Raw genomic sequence first — 25,720 nt, 5'->3', positions numbered from 1 at the left:
TCCCGTTCCACAAAGGAAGCGGCGGGCGGGCCGTCTGGTCTGCGCGCGACGGGGAGTCGGCTCGCTGGGGGAAGCTTGCCGGGGCCCGTGGGGCTCCGCATCCCTCAAGAGACAAGGAGGCGTGAAGATGGCGGACAAGAGGCTCTGGATCCTGGTGGCCAACGCGAGTCGCGCCCGGCTCTTCGCCACGGATGCGAAGGCGGAGAAGTGGGACCTCATCGAGCAATTCCAACATGACGAGAGCCGAGCCAAGCCCGTCGACCTGTTCAACCAGGCGGACAACCCCAACGCGGGCACGCTGCACGGCCCGGTGCCGGAGAACGAGCCGGACGGCCGGCGCCAACTGGAGCACGAGCGCTTCGCCCGGGAGCTGTCCGCCCGCCTGGACAGGGGCGTGGACTCGCACCAGTTCGACCAGGTGGTCATCGCGGCCCCGCCGGGGTTCCTGGGCATGCTCCGGGGGCTCTTGAGCACGCGCGTGAAGCAGCGGGTGCGGCTGGACCTGGACGCGGACTACTCCAGCCTGCCCGCGCGCGAGCTGCCTGACCGGGTGCCCGTGCTGTAGGCAGCCAGTCGGCCAGGGGGTTCAGGGCCCGGGTTCTGGTATAGGAATCCGGGTCCTCCTCTTCGCGCCGGCGTGCCATGCCTTCTTCCAAACTGCCGTCCCTGACGCTGCGTGGGCGGCTGCTGCTGTACATGACCCTGGTGTCCTGCGTGCCCTTGCTGGCCCTGACCGGCTTGCAGGACAAGCTGATGCGCCAGCAGACGGAGGCGCAGATCGACGCCTCCCTCCGCATGGAGGCGGAGGGGTTCAAGGACCTGCTGGAGTCCACCCTGGCGGAGCGCGAGTCGAGCGCGCATAGCTGGGCGGAGGACCCGGTCCTGCGCCAGGCGCTGCGCACGAAGGACCCCACCGCGAGCGACGCGATGCTGTCGCTGCTCCAGCGGCGCTACCTCACCCTCAACGGCATCGTGCTCTTCAGCGACGACGGCGCGGCGGTCTCCGCCAGCACGCCCGCGCTGCGCGAGGCGTACGCCGGGAGCGCGGAGGCGGTGCGCAAGGCGCCGTGGTTCCAGAAGGCGCAGTCCGGCACCACCACCGCGGAGGGCGTGGAGGCGGAGGACCCCATCTACAGCGTGCACGTGCTGCCGCTGGCGGTGCCGGTGATGGACGAGCGCGGCCAGCGGCTGGGCGTGCTGCTCGCCGCGTTCGACTGGGGCCAGGTGGGGGAATTGGTGAAGCCCGCGCTCGCCCGCGCCCAGTTGCGCGGCCACGCCAGCTTCTCGCTGGAGATCCAGGGCGCGGACGGCCGCCCCCTGTTCGACACGCGCCAGGGCGCGCATGACGACGCGGGCCGCGTGGCCGTGACGGCGGTGAACGGCGCGGAGGTGCGCGACGTGGGGGACGGTTGGAGGTTCGTCGCCCAGGTGGACCCCTCGGAGGCGTACGCGCCCCTCAACGGGATGCGCCGGCTGGTGCTGGGGCTGGCCGCCCTCTTCGTGGCGGCGGTGGGCCTGGGCTCGTGGGTGCTGGCGCGCGGCATCACCCGGCCGCTGCGCGCGCTGGGCGAGGTGGTCCGCCGCGTGGTGAAGGAGGGCGACCTCACGCAGGAGATGGAGGTGAAGGCGGGGCGGGACGAGGTGGGCGAGCTCACGCAGGCCTTCGCGCAGATGATGAAGAACCTGCGCGAGACGGCCACCAGCCTCCAGGAGGGCACGCACGTCCTCAGCGAGACCGTGGCGGAATTGAACCTCGCCTCCGAGGTCCAGGAGCGCAACGTGGCCCGCCAGGCCGCCGCGCTCCAGGAGACGCAGGTGACGGCGCAGGAGATCAAGCAGACGTCGCTGCTGGCCGCGGAGAAGGCGGAGACGGTGCTGGGCGTGGCGTCGCGCGCGGAGGAGGTGGGCCGCGCGGGCGAGGTCGCCATCCGCGACAGCCTGGGCGGCTTCCAGGGGCTGCACGAGCAGTCCGGGGAGATGGCCATGCGCATCGTGCAGCTCAACGAGCGCACGCAGCAGATTGGCGGCATCACCCAGACGGTGAAGGACCTGGCGGACCAGTCCAACATGCTCGCGCTCAACGCGGCCATCGAAGCGGTGCGCTCTGGCGAGCACGGCAAGGGCTTCAGCGTGGTGGCGCGCGAGATCCGCAACCTGGCGGACCAGTCCATCCAGGCCACGGAGAAGGTGCGCGACATCCTGGGGGACCTGGGCCACGCCATCATCTCCACGGCGAAGATGACGGAGCAGAGCCACTCCAGCGTCGCGGAGGGCCTGGAGCAGGTGCGCACCAGCGGCGAGCACCTGAAGGAGCTGGCCACCATCGTCCAGGACAACGCCGCGGCGGCGCGGCAGATCGCCGGGGCGGTGAACCAGCAGAACGCGGGCATCGCGCAGATCTTCAGCGCCGTGACGGATTTGTCCTCCATGATGACGGAGACGCAGACCAGCCTGAAGTCCACCACCGGCGCGGCGAAGCGGCTGCAGGAAGTCGCCAGCCAGATGGAAGGCGTCGCGCGCGCCTACCGCATCTGAAACAGGAGCCACCGTGTCCGCTGTGAAGGCCGTGCTGCTGGACCTGGGCAACGTGCTGGTGTTCCACGACAACGCGCTGCTCTTCGCGAGGCTCGCCGCGCGGGCCGGGCTGGAGCCCCAGGAGGCCGCGAGGCGGCTCACCGGCGCGGGCTGGACGGCGGCGAACCGGGGCCTCCTGGACGCGGAGGGCATCCGCCGGGACGTCTGCGGCGCGCTGGGCGTGGACCTGCCCATGGAGGAGTTCGCGCCCCTCTGGAGCAGCCACTTCCAGGTGCACGACGCGGTGCTGCCGCGCGTGGAGGGGCTGGCGGGCCGCGTGAAGCTGGTGCTGGTGTCCAACACCAACGCGCTGCACGTGGCCTACCTGAAGCCGCTGTTGCCCGTGCTCCAGCGCTTCGACGCGCTGGTGCTGAGCTGCGAGGTGGGGCACGTGAAGCCGGAGCCGGCCATCTACCGGCTCGCGCTCCAGAAGGCGGGCTGCGCGCCGGACGAGGCCGTCTTCTTCGACGACCTGCCGGAGTTCGTGGACGCGGCGCGCGCGCTGGGGCTGCGCGGGTTCGTCTTCACGGACGCGCCCGCGTTCGACGCGCGGCTCCAGTCGCTGGGGCTGTGAGCTACCGGTAGCGCGCGAGCGGCGGCTCGCCCTGGGCGACCTCCGTCCACTTGAGCATCGCGGGCAGGCCCAGCACCGCGTCGCGGTACGCGGCGTTCTCCGGGCGGAACGGGACGCCGTAGGTGACGAAGCGGGTGATGACGGGCGCGTAGAACGCGTCCGCGATGGAGAAGGCGCCGAAGAGGAAGGGCCCGCCCTTGCCGTAGCGCTCGCGGCAGCCCGCCCACAGCGCCTGGATGCGCGCGATGTCCGCGTGCACGCCCGGCGCGTCCACCCCCGGCACCGTCTTGCGCGCGGTGAGGTCCATGGGGAGGTTCGTGCGCAGCGCCGTGAAGCCCGAGTGCATCTCCGACGTCACCGAGCGCGCCATCGCGCGCATGGCGCGGTCCTCCGGCCACAGCTTCGCCTCCGGGAAGGCCTCCGCCAGGTACTCGCAGATGGACAGCGAGTCCCACACCACCGTGTCGCCGTGCTTGAGCACCGGCACCCGGCCGCTGGGCGAATGCAGGGCGATGAGCGCCGCCGTCTCCGGCGTGTCCAGCGGCACCAGCACCTCCCGGAACGGCTGGCCGGTGTGGGCCAGGGCCAGGTAGGGACGCAGCGACCACGAGGAGTAGTTCTTGGAACCAACGACCAGGGTGAGCTCGGACATGGCGCGGCACCATACCGCCGCGCGTCCGGCCGTCAGCTTCAACCGTCCGCGCGCGCGCGCCTACGGCCCAGCAGTGAACGCACGCGCGACAGGAGCGCCCGCTCGCCGCGGCCCTCCGCCGGCGAGTCGATGCGGAACACCGCCACCGGCAGCCGGATGTTCTTCAATTCGTTGCGGCCCAACTTCACGGGGGGCGCCTTCAGCCGTCCCTCCAGTTGCGCGGCCACCGTCTCGCTGACGTAGACGGTGCCCGGACGCGCCAGGGACTCGATGCGGGCCGCCAGGTTGACGCCCTCGCCGAACACGTCGCCGTCGCGGTGCACCACCATGCCCAGGTGCGCGCCCGCGCGGACGGACATCCGGCGCTCGGTGGGGACGGCCCGGTTGCGGGCATCCACGGCGGCGCGCCACTCCAGCGCGAAGGCCACCGCGGGCAGGCCCGACTCGAACTCCAGGAGGAAGCCGCCCTCCTCCATCCGCTTCACCTCGCGGCCACCGTGTCGCGCGAGCAGCCCGCGCACCAGTTGGCCGTGCTCTTCATGCAGCGCTTGTTGTAGCGACTCATCTCGCCAGCGTTGACCTGCGGGGGCCTCCATGTCCGTGAACATGATGGCCGACATCGTCCGGGGCTCCGGGGCCTCCACCACCATCGTGCATCCTCCCTCCCCCCGGCGTGAGACGAACGAGATGCTACCGCACGTCGGGCGCCGGCTCCCAACCACGCCGGGAAGGCGCCCGGACGGAAGACGTTCCGGGGAACGCAACCGTGCGAAGACAGAGGCGGATTGAAGTCCGCGACTCCACGGTAACGACTTCCTGACGCGACGCACCAAGCACCCGGGAGGTTCTGTGCCGCGGTTGTCCTGCACCCGACGCGATGCGGTGGGAGTGCGTCCAGTGCGAGTCAGGTGATGGGTGCGCGCCACGTCCGCGCGGCCACGAAAGGTCCACGCGCGATGATCCACTCAGACGAGAAGGTCCGGCAGATGGCGCGCTCGCTGCTGCCGTCGAAGCACCGGAAGCCATCACGCGAGGCGCGTGAGCACATCCACCGCGCGGCCCGACAGGAGGTCCGCCTGGCGCTGGCGCGGTGGAGCCGGTTCGGCGACGTGGAGCTGGACGTGCCGCCGCTCGCGCCGTGGGAAGGGCCGCGCATCCGCCAGCAGGTGGACTGGCGGCGCGCTGGCGACAAGGTGATGCCCTTCATCCGCTGGGCCACCGCGCGCACGCGCCACCTGCCGCGCGAGTCCCGCCTGAGCCACGTGCGCGGCCTGCTGCCCCAGGGCGTCATCGGCGAGCACGCGCTGGGCCACGTGAAGCACTCGAGCGCGTTCGAGGACCCCGTCGAGAAGGCGTGGCGCAATCGCCACTGGCTGGGCAGGCAGGCGTGGCGCAAGGGGGCCCTGGAGGATCGAGGGGAGCAGGCGCGACTGCTGCGCGCGCTCCTCCAGGCGCCCGAGGGCCACCGCACCTTCAACCGCTTCCTGCGAGGACGCCACACCGCCGCATCCGCTCCGCGCAACCAGGGGTGCTGGCCCCGGCAGGGGCTTCCGCCGCACCGGCCGCTGCTGGGCCTGCATGACGTGCTCCCCTTCCTGGACACCCTGACGCGGCATCCCTGGGGCAACGCCGTCCGCACCTGGGGACAGCAGGAACCGCCGGCGCACTGGGTGCGGCTGTTCCTCCAGCGCTTCAAGGAGCACCGGGGCTCCATCCCTTCGGTGCGCGCCGCGCTGGAGGCGGAAGGGCTGCTGTCTCCTTCCGCCTCGGCGCGTTGAGCCTCAGCGCGCCGGAGCCGCGGGCGCCGCCTGCGCGCCCTTCAGCTCGTGGACCACGCGGGTCGCGCCGTAGACGTGCTCCAGCGCGGCCATGATGCCGTCGCCGTGCACCGCCACCGCGCGGTTCGTCTCCGGCACGTAGAGGTAGCGGCCTCCCAGCGACGGGAGGTTGCCGTCGAAGATGAGCCCCACCACCTGCCCGTCCCGGTTCACCACCGGCGAGCCGGAGTTGCCGCCGATGATGTCGTTGGTCGTCGCCATGTCCAGCGGCGTCGCGTCCGGCACCTTCCCCTTCGCCTTCACCCACGGCGCCGGCAGCTTGAAGGGCTCCTTGCCCGTGTCGCGCCCGTACGCGCCGCCGAACGTGGTCAGCGCCGGCACGGCCTTGCCGTTGTCATCCCAGCCCTTCACCTGCCCGTAGTTGAGCCGCAGCGTGAACGTCGCGTCCGGGGCGCCCGCCGTGCCGTTCACCAGCAGGTACGCCTTCGCCAGCCGCTCGCCGTTGCGCTTGAGCACCGCCTCCACCGTGTCCTCGTAGCGCTTGCGCGACGCGCGCGTCTCCGCGTCCACCTTGCGCGCCAGGATGATCATCGGATCCTTCGACGCGTCCACCGCCGCCTTGCCGCCCTCCAAGAGCGCCTTGCGCACCTTCACGTCGCCCAGCCGGGAGCCCTTCACCAGCGCCTTCGCCAGGTCCGCCGGGGCCTCCTTCTCCAGCACCAGGCGCACGAACGGATCATCCGCGCCCAGCGTCTCGCGCAGCTTGTTGAAGCCGAACGTCAGCGTCAGCGTCTCCAGCTCCGCCGGGATGGGCGCCTCCCGCAGGAGCCGCTGCTTCAGCGCCGGCAGTTGACCGTCCGTGTACTCGCGCAGGCGCTCCGCGTTGGCCTTGGGCAGTTCCTCCGCCGCGCGCACCAGCGCCTGGGCGTAGGAGAACAGGTCGGAGCGGAACGCGTCCCCCGCGCCCTTCATGCGGTGGTCGTTCATCATCCGGCGCCACGCGTCCAGCGCCTGCGACGTCTCCTCCCACATGCCCTGCGTCAGCGCCTTCGCCTGGGGGTTCGCGTCGATGCGCTTCTTGAGCTCCGCCTCCTCCTGCCGCTTGCGCGCGAGCACCGCCGGATCCGCCAGCGTCTCCTGCCGGCCCTTCAGGGCCTTGAGCCCGTTCTCCACGCCGCGCAGGCTGGAGCGCGCCACGCGGAAGCGCTCCGGCGACGCGCTGGTGAACTCGCGCAGCGCGCCCCGCATCTCCGCCAACTGGAGCAGCGTCTGGGGCAGCGCCACGTCGCGCTGGAACTCCAGCTCCGCCACCGTGCTCTTGCGCTCCGTGCCGCCCGGGTGGCCGGAGACGAAGACCAGGTCGCCCTCCTTCGCGCCCTCCTTCGCCCACGGCAGGTAGTCCGGGCTCTTGGCCGGCGCGTCGTCCTGCCACACGCGCACGAAGGACACGTCGTAGCCGTAGCGCGGGAAGTTGAAGTTGTCCGCGTCCCCGCCGAACGCCGCCATGGAGAACTCCGGCGCGAAGACGAGCCGCACGTCCTGGAAGCGGCGGTACTTGTAGAGCTGGTACTTGCCGCCGTTGTAGAGCGTCACCACGTCGCAGCGCACGTCCGCGCCGGTGGTGCACGCGCCCTCCACCGCGGCCATCTCCTTCTTGAGCGCGGTGTTGAAGGCCGCGCCGGACAGGCCCTTCGTCGCCGCGTTCATCCGCTCGGTGACGTCCGTCATCTCCACCAACTGGTTGGCTTCAATCTTGGGACAGCGCCGCTCCTCCTTCGCCGTCTTCGCCTGGAAGCCCTTCGCCAGCAGGTCGTCCTTCGCGGTCGTCAGCTCCTCGATGCAACCGCGCACGCAGTGGTGGTTGGTCATCACCAGGCCGTCCGGCGACACGAAGCTGGCGGAGCAGCCGCCCGCGAGCCGCACGGAGCCCAGGCGCACCTTGTCCAGCCACGCCTGGGTCGGCTCGAAGCCGTAGGCCTTCTTCACCTGGGCGGCGGGAAAGGCGTCGTAGGTCCACATGCCCTCCTCCGCCGCGGCGGGGAGGGACGACAGCAGGCCAAGCGCGAGCAGTCTGCGGTACACGGGGAGTCTTCCTTCGTGGTTGGGGGAAACGGGCGGCCGGTTTTGTCAATGCGGCCGGGCGAGCGTCAACCCCGTGCGACGCCGGGTATTCCAAGCCCATCCCGGGAGCGTGGGGTATGCTGGGCGACCCATGTCCGTGAAGCACCACGTCTACCTCGTCCCTGGATTCTTCGGCTTCACCAACCTGGGCGAGCTCCTCTACTTCGGCCACGCGTACGAGTTCCTGAAGCAGGACCTCGCGCGCCGGGGAGTCGACGCGGAGGTGGTGACGATCGTCTCCCACCCCACGGCCTCCATCCGCCAGCGCACCGCGGACCTGCTCAAGGCCGTGAGCGAGACGGCCTCCGGGGACGACGGCCCCATCCACCTGGTGGGCCACTCCACCGGCGGGCTGGACGCCCGGCTGTTCGTGTCTCCCGGCGCGCAGGTGTCGGACGCGCTGGAGCTGGAGCCCTTCGCGCGCCGCGTGCGCTCCGTGGTGACGCTGTCCGCGCCCCACGCGGGCACGCCGCTGGCCACGTTCTTCCTGGGCCTCTTCGGTCAGCAACTGCTGAAGCTCCTCTCGCTGTTCACCATGTACGTGCTGAGGTTCGGCCGGCTGCCCCTGAGCGTGGTGTTCCGCTTCGGGCACCTGATGGCGCGGGCGGATGATCAGTTGGGCTGGAAGGCCACGCTGCTGGATCAGCTCTTCGACCAGTTGCTGGGGGACTTCTCCAGCGAGCGGCGCGACGCGGTGACGAAGTTCCTGTGGGACGTGGGCCGTGACACGTCGCTCATCCCCCAGCTCACGCCGGAGGGCATCGACCTGTTCAACGGCGGCACGCATGACCGGCCCGGCGTGCGCTACGGCTCCGTGGTGACGCAGGCCCGGCCGCCGTCCCTGCGCACGCGGCTGGCGGCGGGCCTGGACCCGTACGCGCAGCTCACGCACACCATCTACGCGTTCGTGTACGGGCAGACGCAGCGGATGCCGCTCACGCAGCTCCCCCTGCACACGCCCGCGCAGACGGCGGCGCTGGTGCAGGCCTACGGCGCCATGCCCGGCCCCACCGCGTGTGACGGCATCGTGCCCACGCGCTCGCAGGTGTACGGCCGCGTGCTGGCGGCGGTGCGCGCGGACCACCTGGATGCGATTGGCCACTTCGACCAGCCGGCGCACCAGCCCCCGCACGTGGACTGGCTCATCTCCGGCTCCGGCTTCCGCCGCCCCCAGTTCGAGGCGATGTGGAAGACCATTGGCGACTTCCTCATGGAGGAGGAAGCGCCGCGGTAGCTACCCGCGCTTGAACACGGCCAGGAAGCGGGACTCGGCGACGCACTGGCCGTCCGTGCCCAACAGGCGCACCGGGATCCACGCCTCCGCCTTGTCGCCCGTCGCGCGCAGCTCCGACGCGAGCTTCTGGAGCAGCTCCTCTCCGGGTTCGCACACCGCGCTCACCGCTGTCTTCGCCTTCGCGTGGAAGGCGACCTCCATGCGGTTGACCAGCATCTTGTACTGGCCGGGCGGGAAGCGGCGGAAGAGCATCACGCCCATGGTCAGCTCCATCACCGTCACCTGGGCGCCCAGGTACACGCTGCCCACGTGGTTCTTCGTCTTGCGGTCCAGCGGCACTGTCGCCTTCACGCGCGAGTCCGTCACCTCGTCCACGCGGTAGCCCATGGCCTTCGCCAGCGGGACGATGTTCTTCACCGCCAACGTCGTCAGCGCGTTCGCCGCGCCCGGCGACACCTGCCGCACCTTCTCCACCAGCTCCAACGCGAACATCCGGTCCTCCACCCTTCCCGTCTGACGTCCCGCGCGCATCCTAGCCACCCGCCGCCTCCGGCGTAGAGTCCGCCGCACCATGGGTGAAAGCGCGGACGTGGTCGTCATCGGCGCGGGCGTCGCGGGGCTCACCGCGGCCCGGGACATCGCTCGCACCGGCGCCACCGTCGCCGTGCTGGAGGCGCGCGACCGCGTGGGCGGACGCACCCTCACCCGCGAGCTGGGCGGCGGGCTCGTGGACCTGGGCGGCCAGTGGGTGGGCCCCCGGCAGCGCCACGTGCTCAAGCTCGCGGACGGCCTGGGCCTCCAGCGCTTCCCCCAGCACCACCAGGGCACCAAGGTGCTGGAGGTGCGCGGCGAGCGCCGCACCTACCAGGGCAAGGTCCCGTCCCTGCCCCTCCTGTCGCTGTTGGACCTGCAGCGCGTCGTCTGGAAGCTGGATGGCCTGGCGAAGCGCGTCCCCCGGGAGAGGCCCGCCGCCGCGCCCAGGGGCGCCGAGTGGGACGCCCTCACCGTGGAGGACTGGAAGCAGCGCCACGTGCCCACCTGGGGCGCCCGCGCCGCGCTGGACATCGCCACCCGCGCGGTGTTCGCGGCGGAGCCCTCGGAGCTGTCCTTCCTGCACTTCCTCTCCTACGTGCACTCCAACGGCGGCCTCATGCCGCTGACGGAGATTGAAGGCGGCGCCCAGGCGGAGCGCTTCGTGGACGGGGCGCAATCCCTCTCACGGCGGCTGGCGGAGGGCCTGCCCCCGGGCCGCGTCGTCCTCTCCGCCCCCGTGAAGGCCCTGCTCCAGGACTCGCGCGGCGTCACCGCCACCACGGAGGACGGCCGGACCCTCCGCGCGCGCTACGCGGTGGTGGCCACGCCGCCCGCGCTCGCGGAGCGCATCGACTTCGGCGCGGACCTGCCGCCGGGCCGCCGCCGCGCGCACGCGGACATGCCCATGGGCAGCGTCATCAAGGTCGTGGCCACCTACGCCACGCCCTTCTGGCGCGAGGCGGGCCTGTCCGGCGAGGCCGTCAGCGACGCGGGCCCGGTGCGCCTGTGCTTCGACGACTGCGGCCCCCACGGTCATCACCCCGCGCTCGTGGGCTTCTTCCTGGGCGACACCGCCCGCGCGTGGACCGGCCGCCCCTCGGAGGAGATTCATCGCGCGGCGCTCGCGGACTTCGCGCGCTTCTTCGGCCCCCAGGCCCTGTCGCCCGTGGCCATCGCGGCGCTGGACTGGAAGCAGGAGGCGTTCAGCGCCGGCTGCTACGTGGGCCTGCCCCGCCCCGGCGCCCTCACCGCCATGGGCGACGCGCTGCGGGCGCCGTTCGGCCGCGTGCACTGGGCGGGCACGGAGACGGCCATCGAAGGGTGCGGCTACCTGGACGGCGCGGTGGAGTCCGGCGGGCGCGCGGCCACGGAGGTCGCCGCCCGACTGACCGCCCCCGACGCGGGCTGAGCACCGGAGGACGCCCGGCAGCCCGCCCTCCGGGCCAGCCGGGCGGCCAGGCGACGCACGCCGCGCCATGGCCAAGGGCCCGGCCCATCCCCACCCTGTGGGAAGCGCCGCGACGTCATGCCGACGGCCTGCCGCGCGCACACCACCCACGAGGGAGCAGGACCATGTACACGACCAGCCACGTGAACCTTCCCCAGGACGCGCGCGAAGAGCTCATCGACATGCTCAACACGCTGCTCGCCAACGCCATCGACCTGCACTGGCAGGTGAAGCAGGCCCACTGGAACATCCGGGGCACGCACTTCTACAGCCGCCACCTGCTCTTCGACGAAGTGGCCAAGCACGCGCGCAAGCACGCGGACTCGTACGCCGAGCGCGCGGGCGCGCTGGGCGGCTACGCCCAGGGCACCATCCGCCTGGCCACCAACAACAGCCAACTGCCCGAGTACGACCTGCAGGCCGTGGACGGCGAGGCCCACATCCGCGCGCTCGTGGAGCGCGTGGGCCGCTACGCCGCCAGCGTCCGCGACGGCATCAACAAGTCGGATGACGTGAACGACCCCGTCACCGCGGACCTCCTCACCCAGACCCTGGGCGAGACCGAGGAGGACCTCTGGTTCCTGGAGAGCCACCTCAACGGCGACGCGCGCGCGGGGGTCTCCATGCCCCCCAAGGGCGGCAGCCGCCGGGGCCGTCAGGCCGAGGACATCAGCCAGGCCACCACCTGACGTCCGGCCCCACCTCCCTGGCGGGTTCTCCTGCGCGGGGAGGGCGGGGAGCGTATAGAACGCGTCCCCGGATTCCAGGAGGACGCGTCCCATGGCGGCAGGGCTTCCCGAAGACCGTCTCGACGGCAAGGTGTGCCTCATCACCGGGGCCACCGGTGGCATCGGCCAGGAGACCGCGAAGGCGCTGGCGCGGCGGGGGGCCACGCTGGTGCTCTCCGGCAGGGATGAGGCCCGCACGGCGGCCACGGTCGCCGCGGTGCGCGAGGCCGCCCCCGGAGCCCCGGTGGAGTCGCTGCTCGCGGACCTGTCCTCGCTCCAGTCCGTGCGCGACCTGGCGAAGGCGTTCCGCGACCGGCACTCGCGGCTGGACGTGCTCATCAACAACGCGGGCCTCATCATCGACCGGCGCCAGGTGACGGTGGACGGCTACGAGGCCACGTTCGCCACCAACCACCTGTCCCACTTCCTCCTCACCCACCTGCTGCGCGACCTGCTGGTGGCGAGCGGACCGGCGCGCATCATCAACGTGTCCTCGGAAGGCCACCGGCTGGCGTACCCGGACTTCCTGGACGACCCGCAGACGGAGCGGCGCCGCTACGACGGCATCCGCGTCTACGGCAACGCCAAGCTCAGCAACATCCTCTTCTCGCGCGGGCTGACGAAGCGGCTGGCCGGCACGCAGGTCACGGCGAACGCGCTGCACCCCGGCGTGGTGGCCACGGGCTTCGGGCACAACAGCCAGGGCGTCTTCAAGCACCTCGTCAAGCTGGCCGGGCCCTTCATGCTCTCCCCGGAGAAGGGCGCGAGGACGTCCATCTACCTGGCGTCGTCGCCGGAGGTGGCGGGCGTCAGCGGCGAGTACTTCATCAAATGCCGCAAGGCGAAGCCGTCGTCCGCCGCCCGGAACGACGCGCTCGCGGAGCGGCTCTGGCAGGTGAGCGAGCAGCTCACGGGAGTGAAGGCATGATCGACCTGTACACGTTCAAGACCCCCAACGGCCGCAAGGTGTCCATCGCCCTGGAGGAGCTGGGCCTCCCCTACAAGACGCACTCGGTGGACATCACGAAGGGGGAGCAGTTCAAGCCCGAGTACCTGGCCATCAACCCCAACAACAAGATTCCGGCCATCGTGGACCACGACGCGCAGGGGGGCCCGCTGACCCTCTTCGAGTCCGGCGCCATCCTGCTCTACCTGGCGGAGAAGACGGGCCGGCTGATGCCCACGGATCCGCGCGGCAAGGCGGAGGTGACGCAGTGGCTGATGTTCCAGATGAGCGGCCTGGGCCCCATGCTCGGCCAGCTCAACCACTTCGGGCACTTCGCCTCCACGAAGGTCCCCTACGCCATCGACCGCTTCCAGACGGAGGCGAAGCGCATCCTGGGCGTGGTGGAGCAGCAACTGTCGTCGCGGGACTACCTGGCCACCACGTACTCCATCGCGGACATCGCCACGTACCCGTGGCTGAAGGGCGCGCGGGATTACTTCCCGGAGCTCTTCAGCAACACGCCCCACATCCTCCAGTACCTGCACCGCGTGGGCAGCCGTCCCGCGGTCCAGCGGGGCATGCACATCCCCTGACGTCTGTTGTGTCCATCCATGGCCTCGCTCGAACAGCTCGTCTTCGACAACAGCTATGCCCGCCTGCCGCCCGGGTTCGCCGCCCGGGTGGCCCCCGCGCCCTTCCCGGACGCGCACGTGGTGAGCGTGAACCCGGCGGCCCTGCGGCTGTTGGGATTGGACGAGGAGGAGGCCGCGCGCCCGGAGTTCGCGCGCGTGTTCGGCGGGGCCACGCCGCTGCCCGGCATGGAGCCCCTGGCCATGGTGTACGCGGGGCACCAGTTCGGCGTGTACGTGCCGCGCCTGGGGGACGGCCGCGCGCTGCTCCTGGGCGAGGCGAGAGGCCCGGACGGAGGCAAGTGGGACCTGCACCTGAAGGGCGGCGGGCCCACGCCCTTCTCGCGAGGCGGTGACGGGCGCGCGGTGCTGCGCTCCACCGTGCGCGAGTACCTGGCCGGCGAGGCCCTGCACGCGCTGGGCATCCCCACCACGCGGGCCCTGTGCATCCTGGGCAGCCGCACGCCGGTGTACCGCGAGGACGTGGAGACCGGCGCCATGCTGGTGCGCCTCTCCCCGTCGCACGTGCGCTTCGGCACCTTCGAGTTCTTCCACCACACCGAGCAGCCCGGCCACGTGGCCACGCTCGCGGACCACGTCATCGCCGAGCACTTCCCGCACCTGGCGGGCCAGGAGGGCCGCCACGCGCGCTTCTTCGCGGAGGTGGTGGAGCGCACCGCTCGGCTCGTCGCGCGCTGGCAGGCGGTGGGCTTCGCGCACGGCGTGATGAACACGGACAACATGTCCATCCTGGGGCTCACGCTGGACTACGGCCCCTATGGCTTCCTGGACGACTTCGACCCCGGCTTCGTCTGCAACCACTCCGACCATCAGGGCCGCTACGCGTTCGACCAGCAGCCGCGCGTGGCGCTGTGGAACCTGGCCTGCCTGGGAGAGGCGCTGCTCACGCTCATCACCGAGGACGAGGCGCGCGCCACGCTGACCCTCTTCCAGCCCACGTTCGCGCGGCACTTCCTCACGCACATGCGAGAGAAGCTGGGCCTGAAGGAGGCCCGCGACGAGGACCGCGCGCTGCTGGAGGACCTGTTCGCGCTGATGGCCGGCTCGCACGTGGACTACACGCGCTTCTTCCGCGCGCTGAACCGGTTCGACTCCCGCCCCGGGGCGCGCAACGACGCGCTCCGCGACCCCTTCCTGCCGCCGGAGGGCTTCGACGGGTGGGCGGAGCGCTACCGCGCGCGGCTGGAGGCGGAGGGGAGCGTGGACGCCGAGCGCCACGCGAGCCTGGACCGCGTGAACCCGAAGTACGTCCTGCGCAACTGGGTGGCGCAGCAGGCCATCGCCCGGGCGCAGGAGGGGGACTTCGCGGAGGTGGACCGCGTGCTCGCGCTGGTGTCCGCGCCCTTCGACGAGCACCCCGGACAGGAGGCCTACGCGGCCTCGCCGCCCACGTGGGGCCGGCACCTGGTGGTGAGCTGCAGCTCCTGACGGGCCTGCATGCCGGGCATGCGGGCGGGCGCACGGGGGCGGGAGTCCCGGGCGCGCGGTGCCTAGCTTGGGAGGCATGATTGAACCTCCTGCTCCGCCCCGCATCGTGTTCCGCGCCCTGGGTCCTGGCCTCCATGGCGCCGCCGCGCTCACGCTGGTCCACGAGAGCGCCCGGCGCGTGTTGAAGCACCCGCCGCGCATGGACGTGCTGGGCATGCGCTCGCTGGAGAAGGGCATCCGTTTCTTCGGCGGCGAGCCCGCGAAGGGGCGCCGGCTGCATCGCCAGACCCTGGTGGGCGACCTGCTGTCCAACGGGCTGTTCTTCTCGCTCGTGGCCCTGGGGCGCCCCAGGCGGCCGTACCTGCGCGGCGCGATGCTGGGCCTGCTCGCCGGCCTGGGCGCGGTGGTGCTGCCTCCGAAGCTGGGATTGGGCCGCAAGCCATCCCAGGCCCGCCCATCCACGTCCCTGCTCACGGTGGCCTGGTACACGTTGGGGGGACTGGCCGCGGCCCGCGCCACGCGCAAGCTGGTGGCGCGCCGTCAGGCGGAGCTGACCCCGGGCCCGCCCCTGCACTGAGCCAGGGTTGGCGAGTGAAACTCCCGGCACGGGGGCACTTGCCGGAGGCGGAAGGGCGACCCCAGCCTGAGGGTCCATGGCCACCGACTTCACCCGCCTGCCCCTGCGCGGCGAACAGGATGCGTTGCACGTCGTCGTCGAGTCGCCCCGCGGTTCGACGGTGAAGTTGAAATACGACCCGAAGCTCCAGGCCTTCACGCTGTCCCGGCCGCTGACGCGAGGCTTCCGCTACCCCTTCGACTGGGGCTTCATCCCCAGCACGAAGGGCCCGGACGGAGACCCGCTGGACGCGCTGGTGTACTGGGACGTGCCCACCTGGCCCGGCGTGGTGCTGCCCTGCCGGGCACTGGGCGTGCTCCTGGTGGACCAGAAGCCTCGGGGCGCGACCAACGGCGAGCGCGAGCGCAATGACCGCCTGCTGCTCGTCCCGGTGAACGCCCTGCGCTCGGACCACCTCAATTCCTATCAGGACCTGTCCCGGCGCGAGCGCGAGGAATTGGAGCACTTCTTCCTCGCGGTGGTGCACTTCGCGGACAAGGACGCGCGCATCCTCGGCTGGGAAGGCCCGGACGCCGCCGAGCGCATGGTCCAGCAATACGCCTTGAAGGAGGACTGACCCGCCATGCCCCCTCCCACTCCCATCCGGGGCCTGGGCCCCGACACCGCGCTGGGCGACGCCGCCCGCCGCATCCTCGCCGGCCGGCTCGCGGACGTGCGCCACCCGGAGAGCCAACTGGACGGGGAGCTGGACGAGGACGGCGTGCACGACATGCGCGTGGCCACCCGCCGCCTGCGCGCCGCGCTCCAGGTGTTCCAGGCCACCGGCAAGCTCACCCGGCTGGAGGCGGACGTGAAGCGCCTCCAGGACGCGCTGGGCGACGTGAGGGATTTGCACGTCCAGGACCAGTGGCTGGACACCGCCGCGAAGGGCAAGAAGGACGCGGGCAAGGCGCTGGCCGGCCTGCGCGAGTCCCACCTGTCCGGCCTGAAGTCCAAGGAGAAGAAGCTGCGCGCGGAGCTGGAGCGCTGGACGGACCGCACCGTGCCGCGCCTCCTGAAGAAGCTGGACACGCTGGAGGACCCCCACCGCTTCGCCGGCAAGGGCGTGCGCAGCCACCTGCGCCAGCGCCTGCGCCGCGTGGAGAAGCGCCTGGAGCGCTACGCGGACGCGCCGGACGCCGCCTCCGCGCACGCCCTGCGCAAGGACCTGAAGAAGCTGCGCTACGAGCTGGAGATCTTCCAGCCCGCCTTCCGCCGCACCGTGAGCGCGCTCCTGGAGGTCCTGGTGCCGCTCCAGGACGGCCTGGGCGAGCTGCACGACGCGGACGTGCGCCTGGAGCTCTTCGAGCGCGCCGCCGCCGAGGCCCCGCCCGGCCAGCGCAAGGCCGCGCGAAAGCTGCTGCCCCAGGCCCGCGACGAGCGCGCGGAGCGGTCCGCTCAAATCGCCCGCGAGGTGCAGCGCTGGCACGCGGAGGCCATTCCCAAGCGGCTGCGCAAGGCATTGACCTGACGCACCCGGGCACAATCATCCTGTCAGGCATTTCTGGTAGACCCTCGGGGCCGTTCCATCCCGAGGGGGGCTGTCCTTGCACCTGAAACGCTTCCCGCTTCCGGCCCTGGTGGCCGGCCCGCCCCAGGTGAGGGCCACCGTGACCAACGGCTACGGCCTGTCCACGGAGGCGCTGTTCGACTTCGACTTCACGCAGTCGCTGGACGTCGACCGGCAGCCGGACTTCACGCCGTCGGACTTCGACGAGGTCTCGAACATGGTGTTCCAGCCCGAAGGGCCGCTGCGCCTGAACGTCTATCAGGGAGCGCTGACCAGCGAGCGCATCCTGTTCCCCAATGAGCAGCGCCTGTCGGTGGCGTTCGTGCACGAGTCCGCGGGCGCCAGCCACGCGCTCGGCTATGTGTTCTACGACGACCTGGTGGCGCGCGGTTACGTGAACACGCAAGGCACGCCGGACTCATCGGATGACACGCTGGTGGATGCCAATGGCAACGGCATCGCGGACCTGCACGAGGACCTCTACAACCTGGCGCCGCCCTCCGGCGCCCAGGCCCGCCCGTACATCGGGGCGGCCCGCCGCTGCGCGCCCCGGACCTTCATCTCCCAAGGCGTCACGCTGACCCAGCCCGAGCTGGCGCTCAACGCGACCTGTGCCTCCATCCGCGCGTCCCCAACCTGCTGGAGCCCGCCCACGCCTCCAACAACCAACGGGGCCTGGGACACCTGCTGTTCCTCCTGGCCGACGACGACGACGACCCGACGACCTTCAACCAACTGGGCGTCGTCCCGGACATCCAGTCGCTGGAGGATGGCATCCCCGACTACGACGTCTCCCGGTACGACGCGAACGGCATCCTCAGGGCCGTCAACCCGGATCCGGGCATCACCCCCAACGACCGCATCGTGGACCTGGGCGTCGTCCCCGCCGGGAAGGAGCTCGTCTTCTTCCTGGTGACCCAGTACGAGTCCCGCCACGACCTGGACCAGGACTGGGTCTACCCGTGCCTGCGCAAGGCCTCCACCGGGCAGTGCACCCTGCACCTGAAGTCCCCCATCCAGGTGTTCTTCTCCAAGGCGAGGTGGAACCTGGACCAGGACCCCAGGGGCCGGGTGCCCGTGGCGCAGCGGAACATCGGCTGCGCGTACAGCGACCTGTGCAACCCGGACCTGCCCCAGATGAACTCCTGCCCCGTGCTCAACTCCACGCAGCGGCTGTGCGGGTGGCTGAGCGCGGACACCCTCACGCGCCTGCAGCAGCCCGCCTACCACAACGTCGTCCTGCCCATGGTCTCCGCCGGGGTCCTCCCGTCCGGCAACGGCAACATGCCGCACCTGCTGATGCAGCCTTCGCCCTCCACCCCCAGCCAGTGGCTGATGGGCTTCGAGGACATGCCGGGCGGCGGCGACCGGGACTTCAATGACGTCGTCTTCCTGCTGCGCGGCACCCAGGAGGGCCGCGTGCGCTCGCGCGTGCTCAGCCAGGACGACGCGAGCTGCCGGATTGCCCAGGTGTCCTTCACCAAGCGCGACGTGCTGGGGACGGGCTGCGACGCCACGGCCGGCGTCACCTACGCGGTGGCCACCGACTGCGGCCTGTGCGGCGCGGGCACGTGCGTCCCCAACCCCACGCCCACCTGGCATCCCCTGTCGCTGCCGCCGGGCGCGGCCGGGACCACCGTGGACGTCTCCGGGACGCCCGGGCAGCAGCTCTGCTGGAAGGCCCAGGTGACGCAGGGGGCGAGCTTCGGCTGCCTGCCCGCCATCGTCACCGTGGACGTGGGCTACGTCTCCGAGCCCGTGGCCCCCTGACGCGGCCTTCACCTCCGCACCCCCGCCTCCCTGCGCTCCAGGCAGGGAGGCCGGGGCGGGCCCACAGCCCTGGGGGATGTGATCCGCCCTGTGTCCGGGTCGCAGGGTTGGCAACCCTCCCTGCGAGGCATCCGGAAGAAGTGTCGAAACCCGGCGCTGTAAAAACTGCCGGGTTCCGCCCTAAGCATTGAAGCTGTTTCGCGCAACACCCTGGAATCATTGAGGTTGCCCGTCGGCTGGCATTGGCCCGTGCGTTGCTAAAGGTCTCCCCGTCGCAGCAAACGGCGGTCACGCACACCGCCCTCTTCCCCGAGAGAGACCCCCATGCAGGCTTCCAACTCCTTCTCTTCCGCTGACTCGCTCTCCACGTACCTCTCGGAGATCAACCAGTACCCGCTGCTGAACCCGCAGGATGAGCAGACGCTGTCGCGCGCCTTCCGCGCGGGTGACCTGTCCGCGGGCCACCGGCTGGTGACGAGCAACCTGCGCTTCGTGGTGAAGGTCGCCTACGAGTACCGCTCCTACGGCCTGAAGATGTCCGACCTCATCCAGGAGGCGAACATCGGCCTGATGAAGGCGGTGCAGAAGTTCGACCCGGAGAAGGGCATCCGCCTCATCTCCTACGCGGTGTGGTGGATCCGCGCGTACATCCAGAACTACGTGCTGCGCAACTGGAGCCTGGTGAAGCTGGGCACCACGCAGGCGCAGCGCCGGCTGTTCTTCAGCCTGGCCCGCACGCGCCGCGAGCTGGAGAAGCTGGGCGCCGGCGACGGCCACATCGTCAACGCGGATGAAATCGCCAAGAAGCTGAACGTGAAGCCCACGGAAGTGCGTGAGATGGAGCAGCGCATGGGCGGCCGGGACCTGTCCCTGGACGCGCCGGTGGGCGAGGACGGCGACGCCACGCACCTGGACTTCGTGGAGTCCGAGTCCGCCTCGCACGCGGACGAGGTCGCCGACCGGCAGCAGGCGGGCCTCACCCGCAACCTGGTGCAGCGCGCGCTGATGCGCCTGGACCCGCGCGAGCGCTTCATCATCGAGCAGCGCGTGATGAGCGACACGGAGATGACCCTGAGCGAGCTGGGCGAGCACTTCGGCTTCTCCCGCGAGCGCGCCCGCCAGTTGGAGATCCGCGCCAAGGACAAGCTGAAGGCGGAGCTGGCCAACCTGATGGCCGAGGCCGGCCTGGACCAGGCCGAGCTGGCCGCGTAGTCCCGCGACAGTTCGTCAAAAGGCTGCGACACGGCACGGCCCCGGACCCTCGCGTTGGGAAGCGCGAAGGCACGGGGCCGTGGCATGTCCGGAGTCCCGCCTACCGGGGCACACCGGGCGAGGACTCGCCGCTCTCCGCCGGTGCGGGCGCGGCCGGCTGCGCGCGGGACGTCGCGTCGATGCGCAGGGCCTGCGGCTCGCCGCTGCTCGCGTCCGTGCGGTAGGAGGCGCGGACCTGCGCGCCCTCCTGGATGTCCGCGGCGCTCGCGGCCCGGCCGTCCACCTGCACCTGCGTGCCGGGGCCCACCTTCAGGCGCACCTGGGGCTCGCCGCGCTGGCTCACCAGCACCTCCTGGGCGCTCGCGCTGAGCACGTCGCCGGAGATCTGCTGCTCCTGTCGAGGGGCCTGCGCGGTGGGGGCCTGCGAGTTCCGCGCGATGGCGGCCTGCTGCGTGGCGGCGTTCTGGTTCGCGGCCTGCTGCTGCTGGGCGCTCTCATCCGCGAGGCGCTGGTTGGCGGCGGCGCTCTCGTTGGAGGCCTGCTGCTGCTGGGTGGCGAAGTTCTGCTGCGCCTGGCGCTGGGCGGCCAGCGCGCTGGCCTGGGCCTGCTGGGCCACGGACTGGGCCTGCTGGGTGCGCGCCTGCGCCTGCTGCTGGCTGGCCTGGGCCTCCTGGGCCTCCTTCTGGGCCTTGGCCTGGGCCTCCTGGAGCTCCTGCTGCTTGCGCTGCACGTCCTCCTGGGCGCGGGCGGCCTCGCGCTGCTGGCTGGACGCCTCCTTCTGCGCGTCACGCGCGTCGTCGAAGGCCTTCTCCGACTGGAGCTGGGCCTGCTCCACCCGCTGTCCGGGGGTGTCCTTCGCCTCGGAGTCCTGGCGGGAGCGGTCTCCGTCCTGGCAGGCGGTGGTGCCCACCACCAGTGCGGCGACTCCGGCACCCAGCCATGCTGCGCGCGATTTCATGCGGTTCTCCTGTCAAAGGGATGACAGGGCAAAGATGGCGGTGGCCCGTGAGGCGCCAAGCCATGCCGCGGCGGGCGCCCGCCTGGCCGCACGCCCCACGGCGGGGGAGCACTTTGGGGCTACCGCGTCCGGAGGAATGGCGATAAGGGGCGCCCCCCCATGCGCGCCTGCGGACTCGACTTCGGAACCAGCAACACCGCCCTGGCACTGCCGGACGGCACCGTGTTGCCGCTGCAGCCCCACACCGCGGAGCCCCGGCTGTTCCGCTCCGTGCTCTTCTTCGCGGAGGAGGAGCGGGAGGTCTTCACGGGCGCGGACGCCATCCAGCGCTACCTGGAGGACAACAACGGCCGGTTCATCCAGTCCGTGAAGTCCTTCCTGCACAGCTCGTCCTTCCGGGCCACGCAGGTGAAGGGGCGCACGTTCACCATCGAGGACCTGGTGGCCATCCTGCTGCGCCGCGTGCGCGAGGCGGCCGGGGCGCACCTGGGCGAGCCGCCGGACGCGGTGGTGCTGGGCCGGCCCGCGGTCTTCACGCCGGACGCGGAGGCGGACGCACTGGCGGAGAAGCGGCTGCGCAAGGCGGCGGAGCTGGCGGGCTTCACGCACGTGCAGTTCCTGATTGAGCCCATCGCGGCGGCGCTCGCGTACGAGGCGCGGCTTGAGAAGGACGAGCTGGTGCTGGTGGCGGACTTCGGCGCCGGCACGACGGACCTGACGTTGATGCGGCTGGGGCCCTCACGCCGGGGGAACCTGGACCGCAAGCCGGACGTGGTGGGGTCCACGGGTGTGCGCATCGGTGGTGACCGGTTCGACGCGGAGATCATGCGGCACAAGCTGCTGCCGCGCTTCGGGGCGGGGTCCACGTACAAGGTGAAGGGCTTCAGCCACAAGCGGCTGCCCATCCCGCAGCACGTGCTGGCGAAGCTGCTCAACTGGCACGAGATGTCCTTCATCCGGGAGAAGTCCACGCAGGAGCTCCTGGAGGTGATGCTCGACACGAGCGACCACCCGGCGGAGATCCAGGCGCTCTACGACCTGGTGATGGACAACCTGGGCTACCGGCTGTTCCGGGCGATTGAAGCGGCGAAGGTGAAGCTGTCGAGCGAGGACGTGGCGACCATCGACTTCGAGGACGCGCGCATCCACCTGCACGAGCCGATGACGCGCTCGGAGTTCGAGGCGGCCAGCCGCACGCTGTTGGATGAGCTGTCGCAGTGCACGGAGGGGCTGCTGGCGAAGCACCCGGAGGCCCGGGACATCGACGCGGTCTTCCTGACGGGCGGCTCGTCGCAGATTCCGGCGGTGCGGGAGCTGTACGTGAAGCGCTTCGGAGAGGACCGGGTGCGCACGGCGGACGCGTTCACCTCCGTGGCGGAGGGCCTGGGCCGCGCGTCCGCGTGGCTGACGGGGTGACGCCAGCCCAGGCGGCCCGGACGGCGCTCAGGGCCCCACGTCCACCGTGCGCGTCGTCCAGTCCGTGCCGCCGCGGCCGTCCCGGGCCACCACCCAGACCGTGATGCGCTCGGGCGTCTTGGCCGTCGTGTACGTCGTCGTCGGGTCGCCGGGCTTGCCGTCCACCGGCTCCAGCGAACGGAACGACCCCACCTCGCCCTCGCCCGTCGCGAACCAACTGAAGAAGACCTGCTCCGTCCTCGGCCCGTCCGCCGTGGAGTAGGTCTCCTCGCTGCCCGCCCCCAGCACCGGCGTGAACGTCACCTCCGTGCCCAGCGGCAGCGGCCCGGAGAGCGGCGCGTCGTTCCACAGCACGTCCTGCATCACCGGGTTCTGGTTGGGCGTGGCCGTTGAACGCAGCGTGATGCGCCGCACGCCCCGCTCCACGCCCTCCGGCGTCCCGCTGCCGTCCGTCGCCTCGTAGCCCACGAACAGCGGCAGCCCCGTCTGCAACACCTGCTGGACCGCCGGGTCGTTGAAGTCGAACGTTCCCCCCTGCCCTCCGCCCGTGCCGCCGGTGGCCGCCTGGAACGATTCGATGAGCAGCGCCTGCACCGCCGGGTCGCTCAACGACAGCACGCCGTTGCTCAGCGCCACCCCGCTGTCCCCCGGACACGCCACGTCCCCGTAGGGGTTCACGTCCGGGCGGCACAGCGCGTACGTCACCGTCACCGGGCGCGCGTCCGGCGTCACCGCCAGCGCGCTGAACGTCACCGGCGGCGGCAGCGTGGTGGCGTTCGGCTCCAGCGCCAGCTCCGGCGGCTCCGCCTTGATGCCGAGCACGCGCACGCTGCGAATCTCACTCTGGGCGTCGAAGTCGGGGCCGCTGCACGCGCTCGACCCCAGCAAGGCAATCACAGACAGCAGGACGGGAGTGCGCATGGCGTCAGAAGGCTCCCTTCAAGCCGAGCACGGGCAGGATGGGCAGGCCCTTGAAGTACTCGCGCTTGGAATAGTTGTAGTTGTAGGCCACGCCCTCGACCGACTGGTTGTTGTACGCGTTCGTCAGGTCCAGGTAGAGGTCCAGGTTCCACGTGTCGAACACCAGGTTCTTGTCCACGCGGATGTCCAACTGGTTGAACGACGGCAGCCGCTGGGAGTTGACCAGCCCGTAGTACGGGATGAACACGTCCGTCGTGTCGTCGCGCTTGGCGCCCAGCACCGGCGTCGTCGGGTTGCCGGACGCGAAGCGGAACCGCGCGCCCACCTCCCAGCCCTTCGGCAGCTTGTAGCTGGCGATGGCCGTCAGCACGTGCGTCTGGTCATTGTCGAACTTGCGCCAGCGCGCCCCCGGCGCGTCCCGCCGCTCGCTGCGGGACAGCGTGTACGAAATCCAGCCGAACAGCCGGTCCGTCAGCGCCCGGCGCACCAGCAGCTCGAAGCCGTAGATGCGCCCCACGCCGCCGTTCTTCAGGTTCTCCGGCACGGACTCGCCGTCCCGCACGATGCGCGCGTTCGAGCGCACGATGAGGTCGTCCAGGTCGTTGTAGAAGACCTCGCTGCCCACGAACCACTCCGGCCGCGCCTGCCACTCCGCGCCCACGCTGTACTGGAGCGACCGCTTCGCCCCCAGGTCCGGGTTGCCGAACCCCGTCGACGGCTCATCCTGCACCGGCGGGCTGTGGTAGACGCCCGCGCCGCCCTTCAGCGTCAGCGTCTCCGTGAGCGCGTAGCGCACCGCGAGCCGCGGGTTCACCGTGCGCTTCACCTCCTGCTGGTCCGTGAAGAGGTAGCTCTCCGTGCGCACGCCCGGCACCACCAGCAGGTCCTTGATGGGCCGCCACCGCACCTCCGCCCAGGCGGACGGGTAGTACTGGGTGAACTTCCCGTCGATGTTGATGAGGTCCTCCGTCACCAGCGGCGACGGCGGCTCGCCCTCGCGCGGCGGCTGCTGGATGCTGGCCCTCACGTTCGCCAGGTTCGCCACCACGTCCAGGCCGCCCGCCAGCGTCACGCTGTCGTTGAACGCGAACTCCACCGTGGGCCGCAGATACAGGTCCGTGGACGCGATGCGCAGCCCGCGCTCGCCAATCTGGAAGTCCAGAATCGTGTTGCCAATCAACCCGTGCGTGTCGAGCGTCAGCCTGCCGTCGCGGAACTGGTGGCGCAGGCGCAGTTGGTTGAAGCCCGTGGTCACGTCCAGGCTGCCGTTGACGGACGGGTCGCCGTCCGCCGGCTGGTCCAGCAGCAACGCCAGCCGGTCGCGAGACGTCAGGCCCTGCAGCGTGAAGGTGTGGCGGCTGGTCGGCTTCCACACCAGCTTCGCCTGCGCGTCGTAGTAGCGCGGCGCCACCTGGAGGCTGTCGTCGTCGAACGGCACCGCCTTGAGCACCAGGTCGATGTACGAGCGCCGGCCGCCAATCGCGAAGCTCAGCGTGTCCGTGATGGGGCCCTCCACCACCGCGTTGGACTCAATCAGGCTGATGCCCACCGTGGCGTGGAGCCGGTCCGTGCGGGGCTCGCGGCTGCGCACGTTGATGACGCCGCCGGTGATGTCGCCGTAGTACGCGGAGAAGTTGCCGGGCAGGTAGTCCACCGCCTCCAGCAGGTCCGAGTTGTACACGGAGGTGAGGCCGCCGAAGTGGTACAGGATGGGGATGCGCAGGCCGTCCAGGAAGACGCCGGACTCCTGCGGGCTGGTGCCGCGGATGACCAGCGCGCCGCCGTTGAACGCGGGCCGCGCCACGCCCGGCAGGTTCTGCACCACCTTGAGCGTGTCACCCTGCGTGCCCGGCACGCGCTGCACCTCCGCCACCGTGATGGTCGTGCGCGTCACCTCCTTGCGCTCGCGGTCGCTGCGGACCACCGTCTCGTATTGGCTGAAGATGCGCTTCTGCACGTAGTACGTGGCCCGCGTCTCCTTGCCCTCTTCAATCGTCTCCTGCGTCTTGAAGCGGTCGTAGTTGCCCATCACCACCACGACCGGGTGCGTGCCCACGGGGACGCCCCGGAAGGAGAAGCGCCCTTCGGCGTCCGTGACGGTGGAGCGGTCCAGCTCCGTGAGCACCACCTCCGCGCCCACCAGGGGCTTGCGCGTGCCGCGCTCCAGCGCCTGGCCGCTGAAGTTCACCGGCCCCTGCGGCTCCTGGACGCCGCCGTCCGTGGCGGCCTCGGGCGGCGCTTCGGGCGCCCGGAAGACGAACTGGTAGGCGTACTGGATGCGCACCGGCGCGGGGACGTTGTCCACCTCCGCGGGCTCGAACTGGAACTGCTTCACCGCCTCGGTGGCGGCCTCGTCGAAGCCGTGGCCCGCGGGCTGGGTGATTTCGACATTCGTGACGGCGCCCGTCTCCGAGATGTCGATGAACATCACCACCGTGCCCTCCAACTGCTGGGCGGCGGCCTCCGGCGGGTAGGTCGCTTCGACCTGACGCAGGAGGGCGGGCGGCTTCGTCAGCACGCCCGTGGGAGCGCCAGCGTCGCTGGCGGGGGTTCCTGCGTCCGGAGCCTGTGCCACGGCTCCGGTCGCAAGCAGCAAACAGACGACGCAGAGGAGCGTTCTCATGAAGGGTGCGCGGGTCTCCCGCGCACCC

The 25,720-nt window shown here is 71.2% G+C and carries 24 protein-coding genes; 17 read left to right on the top strand and 7 right to left on the bottom strand.

The features are described from left to right. Window positions 1–127 precede the first annotated feature (127 nt). The 3 genes from K8612_RS29715 (at window position 128) to K8612_RS29705 (ending at window position 3,148) form a co-directional block, all read left to right on the top strand. Window positions 128–565: a host attachment protein gene (locus tag K8612_RS29715; protein ID WP_223744674.1), complete on the top strand. Its 438-nt coding sequence runs from the start codon at window positions 128–130 to the stop codon at window positions 563–565. A 77-nt stretch (window positions 566–642) separates the two neighbouring features. Then, entirely contained in the window at window positions 643–2,535 is a 1,893-nt protein-coding gene (locus K8612_RS29710) for a methyl-accepting chemotaxis protein (RefSeq protein WP_223764740.1), read from the top strand. A 13-nt stretch (window positions 2,536–2,548) separates the two neighbouring features. Continuing rightward, on the top strand, window positions 2,549–3,148 hold the full coding sequence (locus K8612_RS29705) for an HAD family phosphatase (RefSeq protein ID WP_223764739.1): 600 nt from the start codon (window positions 2,549–2,551) through the stop codon (window positions 3,146–3,148). A 1-nt stretch (window position 3,149) separates the two neighbouring features. Here K8612_RS29705 and K8612_RS29700 read toward each other — a convergent pair whose 3' ends face one another. Together K8612_RS29700 and K8612_RS29695 are read right to left on the bottom strand one after the other, a co-directional pair. Further along, the gene (locus K8612_RS29700) at window positions 3,150–3,800 is read right to left on the bottom strand and encodes a glutathione S-transferase family protein (RefSeq protein WP_223764738.1); all 651 of its coding nucleotides are present in this window, start codon (window positions 3,798–3,800) and stop codon (window positions 3,150–3,152) included. Between the two features lie 38 nt (window positions 3,801–3,838). Continuing rightward, a complete protein-coding gene (locus K8612_RS29695) occupies window positions 3,839–4,450 on the bottom strand; it encodes an adenylate/guanylate cyclase domain-containing protein (protein ID WP_223764737.1) in 612 nt (203 codons plus the stop codon). A 306-nt stretch (window positions 4,451–4,756) separates the two neighbouring features. On the opposite strand from K8612_RS29695, the gene K8612_RS29690 reads away from it, so the two are divergent. Then, on the top strand, window positions 4,757–5,578 hold the full coding sequence (locus tag K8612_RS29690; RefSeq protein ID WP_223764736.1) for a hypothetical protein: 822 nt from the start codon (window positions 4,757–4,759) through the stop codon (window positions 5,576–5,578). Between the two features lie 3 nt (window positions 5,579–5,581). On the opposite strand, the gene K8612_RS29685 is transcribed toward K8612_RS29690, so the two are convergent. Further along, window positions 5,582–7,660, bottom strand: coding sequence for a S46 family peptidase (locus K8612_RS29685; protein ID WP_223764735.1), 2,079 nt, complete (start codon window positions 7,658–7,660; stop codon window positions 5,582–5,584). A 130-nt stretch (window positions 7,661–7,790) separates the two neighbouring features. Here K8612_RS29685 and K8612_RS29680 point away from each other — a divergent pair, with 130 nt between their 5' ends. Continuing rightward, window positions 7,791–8,933, top strand: coding sequence for a triacylglycerol lipase (locus tag K8612_RS29680; RefSeq protein WP_223744667.1), 1,143 nt, complete (start codon window positions 7,791–7,793; stop codon window positions 8,931–8,933). On the opposite strand, the gene K8612_RS29675 is transcribed toward K8612_RS29680, so the two are convergent. Then, a complete protein-coding gene (locus tag K8612_RS29675) occupies window positions 8,934–9,464 on the bottom strand; it encodes a DUF4442 domain-containing protein (RefSeq protein WP_223764734.1) in 531 nt (176 codons plus the stop codon). 40 nt (window positions 9,465–9,504) lie between these two features. Between K8612_RS29675 and K8612_RS29670 the strand changes: the two genes are divergently transcribed. From K8612_RS29670 to K8612_RS29620, 11 genes are all read left to right on the top strand, one after another. Next, window positions 9,505–10,875, top strand: coding sequence for an FAD-dependent oxidoreductase (locus tag K8612_RS29670; protein WP_223764733.1), 1,371 nt, complete (start codon window positions 9,505–9,507; stop codon window positions 10,873–10,875). 164 nt (window positions 10,876–11,039) lie between these two features. Beyond that, window positions 11,040–11,603 (top strand): DNA starvation/stationary phase protection protein Dps, encoded by a 564-nt coding sequence (dps, locus tag K8612_RS29665; RefSeq protein ID WP_223744664.1) that lies wholly within the window; start codon window positions 11,040–11,042, stop codon window positions 11,601–11,603. 91 nt (window positions 11,604–11,694) lie between these two features. Further along, entirely contained in the window at window positions 11,695–12,570 is an 876-nt protein-coding gene (locus tag K8612_RS29660; protein ID WP_223764732.1) for an SDR family oxidoreductase, read from the top strand. Next, window positions 12,567–13,181, top strand: coding sequence for a glutathione S-transferase family protein (locus K8612_RS29655; RefSeq protein ID WP_223744662.1), 615 nt, complete (start codon window positions 12,567–12,569; stop codon window positions 13,179–13,181). Before K8612_RS29660 ends, K8612_RS29655 begins: the two co-directional genes overlap by 4 nt. Before the next feature lie 18 nt (window positions 13,182–13,199). Further along, window positions 13,200–14,666: a YdiU family protein gene (locus tag K8612_RS29650; protein ID WP_223764731.1), complete on the top strand. Its 1,467-nt coding sequence runs from the start codon at window positions 13,200–13,202 to the stop codon at window positions 14,664–14,666. 76 nt (window positions 14,667–14,742) lie between these two features. Then, on the top strand, window positions 14,743–15,243 hold the full coding sequence (locus K8612_RS29645) for a hypothetical protein (protein ID WP_223764730.1): 501 nt from the start codon (window positions 14,743–14,745) through the stop codon (window positions 15,241–15,243). 76 nt (window positions 15,244–15,319) lie between these two features. Continuing rightward, complete coding sequence (locus tag K8612_RS29640; RefSeq protein WP_223764729.1) at window positions 15,320–15,859, top strand: inorganic diphosphatase; 540 nt, start codon at window positions 15,320–15,322, stop codon at window positions 15,857–15,859. A gap of 6 nt (window positions 15,860–15,865) precedes the next feature. Continuing rightward, a complete protein-coding gene (locus K8612_RS29635; protein ID WP_223764728.1) occupies window positions 15,866–16,753 on the top strand; it encodes a CHAD domain-containing protein in 888 nt (295 codons plus the stop codon). 76 nt (window positions 16,754–16,829) lie between these two features. Further along, window positions 16,830–17,708: a hypothetical protein gene (locus tag K8612_RS29630; protein ID WP_223764727.1), complete on the top strand. Its 879-nt coding sequence runs from the start codon at window positions 16,830–16,832 to the stop codon at window positions 17,706–17,708. Beyond that, complete coding sequence (locus K8612_RS29625; RefSeq protein ID WP_223764726.1) at window positions 17,657–18,562, top strand: DUF4114 domain-containing protein; 906 nt, start codon at window positions 17,657–17,659, stop codon at window positions 18,560–18,562. Before K8612_RS29630 ends, K8612_RS29625 begins: the two co-directional genes overlap by 52 nt. A gap of 324 nt (window positions 18,563–18,886) precedes the next feature. Next, window positions 18,887–19,774, top strand: coding sequence for an RNA polymerase factor sigma-32 (locus K8612_RS29620; RefSeq protein ID WP_223744654.1), 888 nt, complete (start codon window positions 18,887–18,889; stop codon window positions 19,772–19,774). Window positions 19,775–19,874: 100 nt separating this feature from the next. Here K8612_RS29620 and K8612_RS29615 read toward each other — a convergent pair whose 3' ends face one another. Then, the gene (locus tag K8612_RS29615; protein WP_223764725.1) at window positions 19,875–20,732 is read right to left on the bottom strand and encodes a hypothetical protein; all 858 of its coding nucleotides are present in this window, start codon (window positions 20,730–20,732) and stop codon (window positions 19,875–19,877) included. Between the two features lie 159 nt (window positions 20,733–20,891). Here K8612_RS29615 and K8612_RS29610 point away from each other — a divergent pair, with 159 nt between their 5' ends. Further along, window positions 20,892–22,148 (top strand): Hsp70 family protein, encoded by a 1,257-nt coding sequence (locus K8612_RS29610; protein WP_223764724.1) that lies wholly within the window; start codon window positions 20,892–20,894, stop codon window positions 22,146–22,148. A 27-nt stretch (window positions 22,149–22,175) separates the two neighbouring features. Here the strand turns inward: K8612_RS29610 and K8612_RS29605 are convergent, their stop codons facing one another. Both K8612_RS29605 and K8612_RS29600 read right to left on the bottom strand, forming a co-directional pair. Further along, window positions 22,176–23,069, bottom strand: a complete 894-nt coding sequence (locus tag K8612_RS29605) for a hypothetical protein (RefSeq protein WP_223744651.1) — start codon at window positions 23,067–23,069, stop codon at window positions 22,176–22,178. Between the two features lie 4 nt (window positions 23,070–23,073). Then, window positions 23,074–25,692, bottom strand: a complete 2,619-nt coding sequence (locus K8612_RS29600) for a TonB-dependent receptor domain-containing protein (RefSeq protein WP_223764723.1) — start codon at window positions 25,690–25,692, stop codon at window positions 23,074–23,076. Window positions 25,693–25,720: the final 28 nt, after the last annotated feature.

Source organism: Corallococcus sp. AS-1-6 (assembly GCF_020037015.1).
Lineage (GTDB): Bacteria > Myxococcota > Myxococcia > Myxococcales > Myxococcaceae > Corallococcus.
The sequence above is the reverse complement of the archived record's forward strand: the minus strand, read 5'-3'. Positions and strand labels throughout refer to the sequence as shown.